Annotated in this window: 11 protein-coding genes; 2 read left to right on the top strand and 9 right to left on the bottom strand. The window is 65.0% G+C overall.

From position 1 onward, the window contains the following. From AC1DO7_RS33510 to AC1DO7_RS33475, 8 genes are all read right to left on the bottom strand, one after another. A partial coding sequence (locus AC1DO7_RS33510) for a SpoVR family protein (protein ID WP_477117073.1) occupies positions 1-959 on the bottom strand: 959 nt, incomplete at its 3' end. A 110-nt stretch (positions 960-1,069) separates the two neighbouring features. Beyond that, positions 1,070-2,347 (bottom strand): YeaH/YhbH family protein, encoded by a 1,278-nt coding sequence (locus AC1DO7_RS33505; protein ID WP_441622251.1) that lies wholly within the window; start codon positions 2,345-2,347, stop codon positions 1,070-1,072. Between the two features lie 37 nt (positions 2,348-2,384). Beyond that, positions 2,385-4,307, bottom strand: coding sequence for a PrkA family serine protein kinase (locus AC1DO7_RS33500; RefSeq protein WP_441622249.1), 1,923 nt, complete (start codon positions 4,305-4,307; stop codon positions 2,385-2,387). Between the two features lie 515 nt (positions 4,308-4,822). After that, positions 4,823-5,983, bottom strand: coding sequence for an acyl-CoA dehydrogenase family protein (locus tag AC1DO7_RS33495; RefSeq protein WP_441622279.1), 1,161 nt, complete (start codon positions 5,981-5,983; stop codon positions 4,823-4,825). Positions 5,984-6,082: 99 nt separating this feature from the next. After that, positions 6,083-6,862 carry an enoyl-CoA hydratase/isomerase family protein gene (locus AC1DO7_RS33490; RefSeq protein WP_441622247.1) on the bottom strand — a complete coding sequence of 260 codons (780 nt, stop codon included), beginning with the start codon at positions 6,860-6,862 and terminating at the stop codon, positions 6,083-6,085. An 83-nt stretch (positions 6,863-6,945) separates the two neighbouring features. Continuing rightward, the gene (locus AC1DO7_RS33485; protein ID WP_441622245.1) at positions 6,946-7,938 is read right to left on the bottom strand and encodes a tripartite tricarboxylate transporter substrate binding protein; all 993 of its coding nucleotides are present in this window, start codon (positions 7,936-7,938) and stop codon (positions 6,946-6,948) included. 79 nt (positions 7,939-8,017) lie between these two features. Continuing rightward, positions 8,018-9,775 carry a long-chain fatty acid--CoA ligase gene (locus AC1DO7_RS33480; RefSeq protein WP_441622243.1) on the bottom strand — a complete coding sequence of 586 codons (1,758 nt, stop codon included), beginning with the start codon at positions 9,773-9,775 and terminating at the stop codon, positions 8,018-8,020. 45 nt (positions 9,776-9,820) lie between these two features. Next, entirely contained in the window at positions 9,821-10,813 is a 993-nt protein-coding gene (locus AC1DO7_RS33475) for a tripartite tricarboxylate transporter substrate binding protein (RefSeq protein ID WP_441622241.1), read from the bottom strand. A gap of 324 nt (positions 10,814-11,137) precedes the next feature. Between AC1DO7_RS33475 and AC1DO7_RS33470 the strand changes: the two genes are divergently transcribed. Both AC1DO7_RS33470 and AC1DO7_RS33465 read left to right on the top strand, forming a co-directional pair. Then, positions 11,138-12,313 (top strand): AraC family transcriptional regulator, encoded by a 1,176-nt coding sequence (locus AC1DO7_RS33470; RefSeq protein WP_441650071.1) that lies wholly within the window; start codon positions 11,138-11,140, stop codon positions 12,311-12,313. A gap of 396 nt (positions 12,314-12,709) precedes the next feature. Further along, a complete protein-coding gene (locus tag AC1DO7_RS33465) occupies positions 12,710-13,075 on the top strand; it encodes a DUF1484 family protein (protein WP_441650070.1) in 366 nt (121 codons plus the stop codon). Here the strand turns inward: AC1DO7_RS33465 and AC1DO7_RS33460 are convergent. Next, a partial coding sequence (locus AC1DO7_RS33460) for a hypothetical protein (RefSeq protein WP_477117072.1) occupies positions 13,016-13,374 on the bottom strand: 359 nt, incomplete at its 5' end. The genes AC1DO7_RS33465 and AC1DO7_RS33460 overlap by 60 nt on opposite strands.

Raw genomic sequence — 13,374 nt, 5'->3', positions numbered from 1 at the left:
TTGTACGGCGGCTGGTAGATCACGTTGGTATGCGCCTGCAGCAACTCCATCATGAAGGCGTCGTTGACCAGGCCCTCCTCGTAGAGCTGGTGCAGGATGGTGTAGTGCCAGAACGTGGCCCAGCCTTCGTTCATGACCTTGGTCTGGCGCTGCGGGTAGAAGTACTGCGCGATCTTGCGCACGATGCGCACGATCTCGCGCTGCCAGGGTGCGAGCTTCGGCGCATTCTTCTCGATGAAGTACAGCAGGTTCTCCTGCGGCTCTGGCGGAAAGGACGGTTCCCGCTCAAAGGCGTCGTCGTCTTCGAGCGCGTGCGCGCGGTGCTTCGGCAGCGTGCGCCACAGATCGTTGACCTGCGTCTGCAGGTAGCTTTCGCGCTCGTTCTGGCGCGCCTGCTCTTCGGTGATGGAGAGCTTCTTGGGCCGCTTGTAGCGGTCCACGCCGTAGTTCTGCAGGGCGTGGCAGGAATCCAGCAGCAGCTCCACCTCCTGCTCGCCATAGCGCTGCTCGCACTCGGCCACGTAGTTCTTGGCGAACAGCAGGTAATCGATGATGGCGTCCGCATTGGTCCAGGTGCGGAACAGGTAGTTGCCCTTGAAGAAAGAGTTGTGGCCATAGCAGGCGTGCGCGATGGTCAGCGCCTGCATGGGCATGGTGTTCTCTTCCATCAGGTAGGCGATGCACGGATTCGAGTTGATGACGATCTCGTACGCCAGCCCCATGTGGCCGCGCTGGTAGCTGCGCTCCGATGCGAGGAAATGCTTGCCGTAGGACCAGTGGCTGTAGCCAACCGGCAGGCCGGACGATGCGTAGGCATCGAGCATCTGTTCGGCGGTGATGATTTCTACCTGGTTGGGATAAGTATCCAGGCCGAAGTCGCCTGCGATGCGGGCGATTTCGCGGTCATAGCGGTTGATCAGCTCGAAGGTCCACTCCGAGCCGGTAGACAGATATGCCATTTACGACCCCCGTTGCGGGTGAAGGGTGCGCCCGCGTCTTGCTCAACTGGAACCAGTGCCGCTGCCCGCAGGGCGGGAGACGGGCACGTTCGCCGCCGGCATGCTCCGCGTCAGCGGCTCGCAGGCCAGGCCGCCTTCTTCTGGAACAGGTCGTGCAGCACGGGATAGATCTCCTCCGCCCCGATGATGCGCTGCATGGCGAAGTTCTCGTACCGGTCCCTGACCATCAGATACTCTTCCCAGAGATTCTGCGGTTCCTCCGAAGCCACCTCCACATAGGCGTAGTACTGCACCAGTGGCAGGATGGACTCGCGCAGCAGGCGCCCGCACAACTCCGAATCGCCCGCCCAGTTGTCGCCGTCGGATGCCTGCGCCACGTAGATATTCCACTGGCTGGCCGGATAGCGGTCGTGGATCACCTCGACCATCAGCTTGAGCGCGCTGGATACAACCGTACCACCGGATTCGCGCGAATGGAAGAAGTCCTCCTCGTTGACTTCCTTGGCCACCGTGTGATGGCGGATGAACACCACGTCGATGCGCTCGTAGTTGCGCTTGAGGAAAAGGTACAAGAGCATGAAGAAGCGCTTGGCGAGATCCTTGCGGCTCTCGTCCATCGAGCCGGACACGTCCATCAGGCAGAACATGACCGCCTGCGCCTGCGGCCGCTTCTTCAGCACGCGGTTGTTGTAGCGCAGGTCGAGCTTCTCGATGAAGGGCACGCGCTCCACGCAGGCGCGCAGGTGACGCATCTCCTTCATCATCTCGAGCGCGCGCGCCGAGTACGGCCCGTCCTGTTCCAGTACCTCGCCGTACTCCCGCTCGAGCACGTCGAGCTTTTTCTGGTAAGGGCTGGACAGCGCGATGCGGCGCCCGAGCGAGCTGCGCATGGTGCGCAGGATGGAAAGGTTGGAAGGCGTGCCGTCGATGGAAAAGCCGGCGCGCACCTTGCGGACCTCGGCGATCTTGGCAAGGTGGCGCTTGGCCATGTCCGGCAGCGCCATGTCCTCGAAGAAGAAATTGAGGAAATCCTCGCGCGACAGGGTGAAGACGAAATCGTCCTCGCCCTCGCCCGAGTCGCTGGCCTTCGAGCCGCCCCCGCCGCCGCCTTGCTGCTGGCGGTCGAAGCTGTCCCCCCGGATGAACTTCTTGTTGCCCGGGTGGATCCACTCCCGCCGGCCGCCCTGGCCGTGGTGGAAGGCGGGTTCGGAGATGTCCTTGACCGGAATGGACACCTGGCCGCTCTGCTCGATGTCCATGATCTTCCGGCCGGACACCGCCTTCGCTACCGCCTGGCGTATCTGTTCGCGGTAGCGTTTGATGAAGCGTTGCTGGTTGACGGCACTCTTGTTRCCGCCGTTCTCGCGCCGATCGATGACCGTGGCCATATGCATGCCCTCTTGGAGAGGCCTCGTCCAGGCGCCGTTACGATGATTTTCTGACGCGCAAATACCACTCCACAAGTAGGCGGACCTGCTTCGCCGTGTAGCCCTTCTCAACCATGCGGTTGACGAAGTTCGCGTGCTTGTCCTGGTCCTCGCGGGAGGACTTGGCGTTGAACGAGATCACGGGCAGCAAGTCTTCGGTGGTGGAGAACATGCGCTTCTCGATCACCATGCGCAGCTTCTCGTAGCTGGTCCACGCAGGATTCTTCCCCGCGTTGTTGGCCCGCGCGCGCAGCACGAAGTTGACGATCTCGTTGCGGAAGTCCTTGGGATTGGATATCCCCGCGGGCTTCTCCACTTTCTCGAGTTCGTCGTTCAGTGCGTTGCGGTCGAGAATCTCTCCGGTATTCGGGTCGCGATATTCCTGGTCCTGTATCCAGAGGTCGGCGAACACCACGTAGCGATCAAAGATGTTCTGTCCATACTCGGAATACGACTCGAGGTAGGCGGTCTGGATCTCCTTGCCGATGAACTCCACGAACGGCGTGGTCAGGTACTCCTTGATGTACGACAGCAGCTTGGCTTCCTGTTCCGGCGGGAACTGCTCGCGCTCGATCTGCTGTTCGAGCACGTAGAGCAGGTGCACCGGATTGGCGGCCACCTCGGTGTTGTCGAAGTTGAAGACCTTGGACAGGACCTTGAACGCGAAGCGCGTGGACAGGCCGTTCATGCCTTCGTCGATGCCGGCGTAGTCGCGGTACTCCTGGTACGACTTTGCCTTCGGGTCGACGTCCTTCAGGCTTTCGCCGTCATACACCCGCATCTTGGAGAAGATGTTCGAATTCTCCGGCTCCTTGATGCGCGTGAGCACGGCGAACTGCCCCATCATCTTCAGGGTGTTGGGCGCGCACGGCGCGGCCGACAGCGAACTGCTGCGCAGCAGCTTGTCGTAGATCTTCACCTCGTCCGACACGCGCAGGCAATACGGCACCTTTACGATGTAGATACGGTCGAGGAAAGCCTCGTTGTTCTTGTCGGCCTTGAAGGTCTGCCACTCGGCTTCGTTCGAGTGCGCCAGGATGACGCCGTCGAACGGGATCGCGCCGAAGCCCTCGGTACCCTTGTAGTTGCCTTCCTGCGTCGCGGTCAGCAGCGGGTGCAGGACCTTGATGGGCGCCTTGAACATTTCCACGAACTCGAGCAGCCCGCGGTTGGCCAGGCACAGCCCGCCGGAATACGAGTAAGCGTCCGGATCATCCTGCGGGAAATCCTCGAGCTTGCGGATATCGACCTTGCCGACCAGCGAGGAGATGTCCTGGTTGTTCTCGTCGCCCGGCTCCGTCTTGGAGATGGCGATCTGCGAAAGCACGGAGGGCCGCAGCTTGACCACGCGGAAGCGCGTGATGTCGCCGTTGAACTCGTGCAGGCGCTTGACCGCCCAGGGCGAGGCGATGGTGTTGATATAGCGTACGGGAATGCCGTAGTCCTCTTCCAGGATCTTGCCGTCTTCCTCGGGCGAGAACAGCCCGAGCGGAGATTCATGGATGGGCGAGCCCTGCAAGGCGTAGATGGGAATCTGCTCCATCAAGGCCTTGAGTTTCTCCGCCAGCGAGGACTTGCCCCCGCCGGGAGGGCCGAGCAGGTAGAGGATCTGCTTGCGTTCCTCGAGGCCTTGCGCGGCATGCTTGAAGAAGGCGACGATCTGCTCGATCGTGTCCTCCATGCCGTAGAACTCGCGGAAGGCCGGATAGATCCTAATGACCTTGTTGAAGAACAGGCGGGACAGCCGCGGGTCGTGGTGGGTATCCACCAGTTCGGGCTGGCCGATGGCGGCGAGCATGCGCTCGGCCGCGGTCGCGTAGGCGGAAGGATCCTTCTTGCAGATATCCAGATACTCCTGGATGCTGTATTCCTCTTCCTTGCGAGCTTCGAAGCGTGTGGCGAAGTGGCCGAAAATGTCCATACCTCACTCCCGTCAGATTCCCGTCCGAGGCGAAGGCACAACCGCTACATCCAAAGATCCCGCGCCAGCGATTTGCGGCTCCGCCACCCCGGCTTGGCGGTGCTGGCCATGTTGCGAGGCCTTTACTTCATCATAGTCAAATAACGGCGAAGGCTGAGAGCCGGTTGACGAACTTTGCAACTGCGTCTGCAACTGGTTTTGCAAGCGCGCAACAGAGGTTTCGACTCACCGTACCGCTGCTCCAGGCCCCACTCGCGACGGGCATTTGGACCATGTCTTGTGACACACATTACACCTTTCCCGCTCTCCATGCACAGTTGGTTTTGTAACCAGAGGCACGCTCCAGAACCTGCAAGCCGCGCCACACGGGGCATTGCGGGCAGGCCTACAGCCAACGTCCTACGACGTCGGCATGAGGGCCTTGCGCAACCTCCGCGCGCATGCACGCGCCGCACTGCGCATGTGGCCACACAGGTGGCCACACAAGCCGCCACATCGGCGGCCACATGCGCGCGTCACAGCGTGCGCGCCACCAGCTCCTTCATGATCTCGTTGGAGCCGCCGTAGATCTTGCTCACGCGTGCGTTGGCGTACATTCGCGCGATCGGGTACTCCAGCATGTAGCCGTAGCCGCCATGCAGCTGCAGGCATTCGTCGATGATTTCGCAGTTCTTCTGCGAGCACCACCACTTGGCCATGGCCGCGGTGGGCGCATCGAGTTCGCCCGCGAGCAGGCGCATCATGCAATCGTCGACGAAGGTCGCGGCAATGGTTGCCTCGGTCTTGCACTCCGCCAGCTTGAAGCGCGTGTTCTGCATATCGATCAGCGGTTTTCCGAACACCTGGCGCTCGCGCACATACTCCGTCGTCAGCTCGATGGCGCGCTGCATGCTCGCCACCGCGCCGAGCGCGATGATCATGCGTTCCTGCGGCAACTGCTGCATCAACTGATAGAAGCCCTGTCCCTCCTCTGCACCAAGCAGGTTTTCCACCGGCACGCAGACATCGTCGAAGAACAGCTCCGCGGTGTCCTGCCCTTTCTGTCCGATTTTTTCCAGGATGCGGCCGCGCCTGAAGCCTGCCAGGTCACGGGTCTCGACCATGATGAGCGAGACCCCGCGCGAGCCGGCTTCGGCATCGGTCTTGGCCACTACGCAGATCAGGTCGGCGTGGTAGCCGTTCGTAATAAAGGTCTTTGCACCGTTGATGCGATAGATGTCTCCGTTCTGGTTCTTTTCACGCACCGCGCGGGTGCGTACTGACTTGAGGTCGGACCCCGCGCCGGGCTCCGACATGGCGATGGCGGCCACCATGGCGCCAGAAGCCATCTGCGGCAGCCATTTGCGCTTCTGCGCCTCGGTGCCGTAGTTGAGCAAGTAATGGGCCACGATGCCGCTGTGCACGCCATTGCCAAGGCTGGTGGCAATGGCACGGGCCATTTCGTTACAGATTACGGCCTCGTGAGCAAAGTTCCCGCCGCCGCCGCCGTACTCCTCGGGAATGCTGGCGCACAGCAGGCCGACTTCCCCGGCCCGGTTCCAGACCTCGCGGTCGATATAGCCGCGCTCGGCCCAGCGCGCTTCGTTCGGCACCAGCTCGCGCTCGACGAAACGCCGCACGGTGTCCTGAAACATCGTCAGCTCTTCGTTCATCCAGGGCACCTTGCGTGCCGCCATCGCCGTATTCTTGTCCGTGGCTTTCATATTGGTCTTCGTCTCCGAGGGGGATTGGTTCTTCGGCGCGCAGTAATGCGTCGCCATACCTTCTGCGGGCGGTCAGTCCGGCCAGCGATAACGCGGGGGCTGTTTCTCCAGGAATCGCGTGGCGGCCTCCTTGCGGTAGTCGGTGGCGAACGCAATGCCCTGGCCGTCCGCCTCCATCTCCAGCATGCTGTGCAGGTCCTGGTTGAGCGAGGCGTTGAGCGCCTTCTTGGTCAGCGCCACCGCCACCGGCGATGCCTCGGTGAAAGCCGAGGCCAGCGCCAGCGCGCGCGCCTGTAGTGCATCCTCGGGCACGATCTCCATCACGATGCCCTGCTCCAGTGCCGCCTGCGCACTGAGTTCGCGCATCGAGAACATCAGCGCCTTGGCACGCTGCAGGCCGATCATGCGCGGCAGCGTGTAGAACACGCCGCAATCCGGGATCAGGCCCAGCCGCAGGAACGGCAGCCCGAAGCGCGCGCGCGGCGTGGCCAGGATGATGTCGGCCACCAGGGCCAGGCTGAAGCCGGCGCCGTAGGCCGCGCCGTCCACCGCGGCGATGACCGGGCGGTCGAGGTGGATCAGGTCTTCCAGCCAGGGATGGATCGCCGCCAGGCGCTGGCGGCCCTGGTCGGCACTGATGTCGCCCTGCATCGAACTGATGTCGCCGCCCGAGCAGAAGTCCGTGCCCGCGCCGGTGAGGATCAGGGCGCGCACGCTGCTGTCCTGGCGGAGCTGGTGGACCACGTCGCCGATTTCGCGGCGCATGGTGCCGTTAAGCGCGTTCTTGCGCTTCGGGTAGTCCAGGGTCAGGGTGGCAATGCCGTCAGCGACGGCGTAGCGGATGGTCTCCATGGCGGATTCCTTCAGTATCAGACAAGCGATGATGTATCGGATAAGGCGCCCGACGACGGCGCCCGCAGACTTGGCGCGGCCGCTCAGTCGAGCTGGATGTGCGCGTCCTGGACAATGCGCGCCCACTTGGGCGTATCGGTGGCGATCACCGAAGCCAGCTCCTCGGCCGACGATCCCACCGGCTGCAGGCCCATCGCCGCCAGCTTCTGCGAGATCTCGGGCAGGCGCACGATGCGCCCGATCTCGGCCGACATCTTGTTCACCACGTCGCGCGGCGTCTTGGCCGGCAGGAACACGGAGAACCAGCCGCTCGGCTCGAAGCCGGCAAAGCCTGCCTCGGCAAAAGTGGGCACCGCGGGGATGGATTTGTAGCGCTGCGCGCCGGTGATGGCCAGGATCTTGAATTTGCCGCTATTTAAATAGCTGTTCGCGGACGTCACATCGACGAAAGCCGAATCCACCTGCCCGCCCAGCACGTCGCTCATCAGTGGCGCGGCGCCCTTGTACGGGATATGCGCCAGGTCCAGCCCGGCCTGCATCTTGAGCAGTTCGCCGTGCAGGTGCGAGGAAGTGCCGTTGCCGTAGGAACCGTAGCTGAGCTTGCCGGGGCTGGCCTTGGCCAGGGCCACGAACTCCGCCAGGGTGCTGGCCGGCACCCGGTTGGGCACCACGAACAGGTCGGACGACCGCGCCAGCAGCGAGACGGGCTGGAAATCGCGCGCCACGTCGTACGGAATGCGCTTGTACAGGCTCGGAGACTGGATCATGGCGGTGATGCCGAGCAGCACCGTGTAGCCATCCGGAGCCGCCTTGGCGACGATATCGTTGCCCAGCATGCCGCTGGCGCCGGGCTTGTTGTCCACCACCACGGGCTGGCCCCAGGCTTCGGTCAGGCGCTGGCCGATCATGCGCGCCACGGTGTCGGTGCCGCCGCCGGCCGGATACGGCACCACCATGCGGAGGGGCCTGGCCGGGTAGTTGCCCTGCGCCAGCACCGGCAGTTGCCATCCGCCCAGCAGCGCACCGCCACCGAGTGCCGCCGCCTGGCCCAGCCAGGTTCGCCGAGTTGCCTTCATCGTTGTCTCCCCCATTCGTTTCGGTGATCTCTTGTCTTTGCYATGCTTGCCGTACTTGCCGTGCCTGCCTTGTTCCGCCTCAGTCCGGGCCGGAGGCGCCCACGCCCGCGGCGGCGGCCGTGCCGCCTTGCGCTTGTTCCTGCTCCTGCAGCGCCCGCCACTGGATCTTGCCGGTGGCGGACTTGGGCAGCGCATCGACGAAGCTGACGATGCGCGGCACCTTGTAGGCGGCGAGCCGCTCGCGGCACCACGCCATGATCTGTTCGGCGCTGGCCTCGGGCGTGCCGCGCGCGGCGGCCTTGAGCGCGACTACCGCCTTGACCGTCTCGCCGCGGCGCTCGTCGCGCGCGGCGATCACGCAGGCCTCGTGGATGGCCGGATGGCCGTAGAGCAGGTTCTCCACTTCGGCCGGCCAGACCTTGAAGCCGGAGGCGTTGATCATGCGCTTGAGCCGGTCGCGCATGAAGAAATAGCCGTCCGCGTCCATGAAGCCCAGGTCGCCGGTACGCAGGAAGCGCTTGCCCCCGATCTCGATGAACGATTCGGCGTTGGCCTGCGGGTTGCGCCAGTAGCCCAGCATGATCTGCGCGCCGTGCGTGATGATCTCGCCCACTTCGCCCTGCGGCAGCTCGGCCAGCGTATGCGGGTCGATCACGCGCGCGTCCACGCCGAAGGTGGCGATGCCCAGGCATTCGCGCTTGGGCCGGTGGCGCGGGTTGGACAGCAGGAAGGCCGCGCTCTCGGTCAGGCCATAGGCCTCGACATAGGGCAGTCCGAAGCGCTCCTGCAGCATGGTCGCCACCGCGTCGGGCATGGCCGCGCCGCCGCCGCCCAGGTAGGCAAGGCTGGAAAGATCACGCTGCGCGATGTCGGGCTGCGCGAAGAAGTCCACCAGCATGGCCGGCGGCGCGCCCCAGGTGGTGACCTGGTAGCGCTCGATCAGCTCTGCTGCCAGCGCGCGGTCCCAGCGCGGCAGCAGGACGATGGTGGCGCCCAGGTAGAGCGGGGCATGGATGCCGTTCTGCATGCCAAGCAGGTGGAACATCGGCGCCACCGACAGGGTCACGCTGTCGGGACTGGCGCTGCGCCACAGCTGCGAGCCCACGGCCGCGCTCATCAGCGTGCCGTGCGTATGCATGCAGCCCTTCGGGTGGCCGGTGGTGCCGGAGGTATAGGCCAGCATGCACAGGGTGTCGTAGCCGGCCTCGTCCGCGCGCGGGCGATGGCCCGCGGCGTCGGCCTGCATCCATTGCGCGAGCGTGGCGCCGGCGGGCGCGGATGCCGGCAGCGGCGCGCGCTCGTGAAGCCATGCGGGCACCAGCGGGCCGGCGTCGCCGAGCAGGTCGCCGTACTGGTGCACGATCAGATGCGGCAGGCGGGCGCCATGCAACGGTGCGATGCGCGGATACAGCTCGGCCGCGACGAACGCCGCCACCGCCCCACTGTCTTCCACCACATGCTCGAGCTCCGCGGTCAGCCACATCGGATTGGCCGGCACCACCACCGCCCCGGCGCGCAGGATGGCGTAGTAGGCCACGATGAACTGCGGGCAGTTCTGGCTGAACAGCACCACGCGCTCGCCCGCGGCCACGCCGCAGGCGTGCTGCAGGTAGCCCGCCATGCGCTCGATCTGCGCCTGCAGGCTGGCGTAGGTGATGGCGTTGCCGAAATACTGGATCGCGGTCTTGTCCGGATAGCGCCGCGCGGCAACCTCCACGTTGTAGGCCAGGCTGGTGCGCGGCACCCGTACCTGGCCGGGCATGCCGGGCGGCCAGAAGGCAGAGCGGTAGGCGGGAGCGGAGGAAGCGTGCGTGGGAACGGAATCGGCTGGGGTCATCGGAAGACGGGTAAGGGTAAGGCGCCGGCCGCCGCCGGCACGGCGCTAGTCAAGGCGGATATTGCGGGTGCGGATCACCTTGCCCCAGCGGGCATAGTCGCTGCGCATGGTGTCGGCGAAGGCGTCCGGCGTGCTGCCCGAAAGCACCACGCCCATGTCGTTCATGCGCCCGCGCACGGCGGGCAACGCCAGCACGCGGTTGACGTCGGCGGAGAACTTCTCCACCACCGGGCGCGGGGCGGCCGCGGGCAGCAGCAGCCCGAACCAGCCCATCGAATCCATGCCCGCGATGCCGCATTCGCGGAAGGTGGGCACGTCGGGCAGTTGTGGCGCGCGCGCCGGGCCGGTCACCGCCAGCGCGCGCAGGCGGCCCGAGGCCATATGCGGGCGCGCGCCCATCACCGAGATGATGGCCGCCGGCACCTGGCCGCCGAGCAGGTCGTTCAGCTCGGGCGCCTCGCCCTTGTATGAGACATGGGTCATGTCCAGCCCGGCTGCTTCGTTGAAGACCTCGCCGTAGAGATGGCCGCTCGAGCCGGTGCCGAAGGAGCCGTAGTTGAACTGCCGCGGCCTGGACTTCACCAGCGCGATGAACTCGGCCAGCGTGGTGGCCTGCACCGAGTTGTGCACAGCGAACACCAGGCTGGTGGTGCCGAGCTGCGACACCGGGGCGAAATCGCGCACCGGGTCGAACGGCGCCTTGGTGTAGAGGCTGGGCGCCTGGACCAGCGTGGTGATGGTCAGCAGCGCGGTATGGCCATCCGGGTCGGCCTTGGCCACGGCATCCGCGCCGATCATGCCGCTGGCGCCCGGGCGGTTCTCCACCACAATGGGCTTCTGCCACAGCTTGCCGAGCGACTCGCCGACGGCACGCGCCAGCACGTCGGTGGCGCCGCCAGCCGGGTAAGGCACCACCAGGCGGACCGGCTTGGACGGGAAAGCCTGGGCGCGCGCCGGCGCCAGGCCCAGCCCGAGACCGCCGGCGGCGAGGGCGCCGGCGCCGATCTGCTGCAATGCCTTGCGGCGTGTTTGCTGCATCGCTGCTCCTGAATGACGTGCACGGAAATGCGTCCGCGGGGGACGGCGGGAAGGGCGCCGGAGGATGGCGCGCGGCCGATGCTCAGATTGCGCGATGCTGCGCTGCGTGGACAATGACCATTCGGCCCAAAATGATTGGCCGAATCGCTCAGGCAAAAGCCTGCCTTTGGTAAATCCGGATTGTCGGCGCCCGTGGCGTCAGGCTTACTGGCGCCATAGCCGGCAGAGATCCGGCATCGCCAGACGGGTCCGCTTCAGCGGCCATGCCGCGGCGCAACAAAGCGCGCGCATGCCGAAACCGACGGCAACGAGGACGAGGAGACCATGCATATCGTCGCATCCGGCGCGGGCACACCCGCGCCGCTACCCGTTTCGTTCGCGGCACGCCCACGGCTCGACGCCGCCGGGAAGCCCGCGCCGATCGCGCAGCCCACCCGGCATGCCGGCGCGCGGCCCGCCGCGCGCCACACCCATACCATTTCCGTGCTGCAGCTCCAGCAGATCCTGCTGGGCGCGCGCCGCCTCGGCTGCGATATCGACGCCCTGCTGCGTCGCGCCGGGATCTCCCCCGCCCTGCTGCAGTCGGCCAGCGCGCGCGTGACCGAGGACCAGTTCGCCGCGCTGATGCGCAGCATGCGCCGCGTCACCCGCGACGAATTCTGGGGCCTGCTGAACCGGCCGCTCAAGCCGGGCGTGTTCGCCCAGTCATGCCGCGCGCTCATCCATTGCGCCACGCTCGAAGACGCGCTGCGCGTCGGCCTGCAGCAATACCGGCTGCACCTGGATGATTTCGTACCGCGCCTGCAGCAGCACGCCGGCATCGCCACCCTGCTGCTGGTGCCGCGCGCGCCCGCCACGGCGTGCCGCCTGTATGCCGAATCGACCTTCGCCTTCCAGGCCTATGGCGTGGCCAACTGGCTGGTGGCCCAGCGCATCCCGCTGACCGGCGTGGACCTGGCCGCCCCCGCCCCGGAGCGCGGCGGCAGGCCCGCAAAGCGCACCGACACGGAACGCGTGTTCAACACACAGGTCCGCTATGGCCAGCCACATACCGCGCTGCATTTCGACGCCGGCTGGCTGCGCCTGCCGGTGGTGCAGGACGCCGCCAGCTTGCAGGCCTTCCTGCAGGACACGCCGCGCAACCTGCTGACCCGCTACCGCGACGACTCCTGCCTGGCCGAGCGCATCCGCCGGCACCTGCGCTGCCATCTCGACGGCGAACTGCCTTCGCTGGAACAAATGGCCGAAACCCTGCGGCTGACCCCGCAAACCCTGCGCCGCCGGCTGCGCGACGAGGGCCGGGGCTACCAGAGCATCAAGGACAGCCTGCGGCGCGATGCGGCCATCGGCTTCCTGGAGCACACCGACCTGCCACTGCAGCAGGTGGCGCTACGGGTGGGGTTTTCGGAGCCGAGCACGTTCCACCGGGCGTTCAAGAAGTGGACGGGCGTGGCGCCCGGGGAGTATCGGCAGCGGCAGATGATGGGGTGCGCGGCGTAGGGGTTGGCGTTGCTCGGGGAGTGTTAGCTGTGCCTGGCCAGGCTGGGGCATTGCCGTGCCGCGCTGGCATCGACACCGGTCGATTGCCGCATTCAAGTTACGCGACTCGGGACATTGATTGACTTCCTCGCGCTGGCTGCGCCAGAATTCACCCGTCATCACACAATGGTGACCGGGCGTGGAAACCCGAAGAAATGAAAGACGGACAGCCGCATTTGTGGCTTTTTTGTGTCCGATGCGTTCGCGCGCGCCTACAATCCCGAGGCGGGCCGGGCGAGGCAGCCTTCGGGCTGGCCGGTTGCTTTCATTCCCCGGTATTTCCACCCTCGCTGCGGGCCCGCCACCCTCACGTGGAAATGAGCGRCGGGCCTTTCGATGGAATGAAAGGAGCCTGAAATGCCGAACACCGCCGCTCGCTCAGAGCAATCCACCGTTAATCCCGCGACACCGGCCTTGGCTATTTCCCGCCAATCACCCTTGATCGCCGAACTGATCGAACTCACCTTTCCCGCCGACACACCGGACAAGCTCCGAGTGCAGGAGCTCGCTTACCAACTGGACGAACTCCGAGACAGTATTCACGGCGCGGCGGCAGATGGCTGCGATACCTTGTTGCGCGTCAGCGCCGCCCTGGGCGCAGTGCTGCAATTATTGGATGGCGACAACGCTTCCTCCTTGGAGGCTCATGGCATCCATTGCCTGCTAGCACCGCTTAAGCAGCAACTGGACGGTGCCGTGAGCCGAGTACAGGGGATGATCTAGAAATTGAGGCGGAGTGAGGTTTACGTGATCGCTCACGCCGGCGCTCTCGTCGATCCCTCCCCTGCTTGCGGGAGAGGGATCGACGATCTTTATTAAGAAAAAATCAAAATCAACATCTAAATCAAAGTCAACATCTAAATCAAAGTCAACATCTAAATCAAAGTCAACATCTAAATCAAAGTCAACGTCAACGGCTTTCGCTCCCCCGGAGCGACCTACTTTCTTTTCCCCGAAAAGAAAGTAGGCAAAGAAAGCGGGCTGCCTGGCCGGCAGGGGCAGAAACGTTGGGGTTTCCTGTT

The organism is Cupriavidus sp. 05N40 (genome assembly GCF_056397305.1).
Note: the sequence above shows the minus strand (reverse complement) of the source record. Positions and strands in the feature narration are given on the sequence as shown.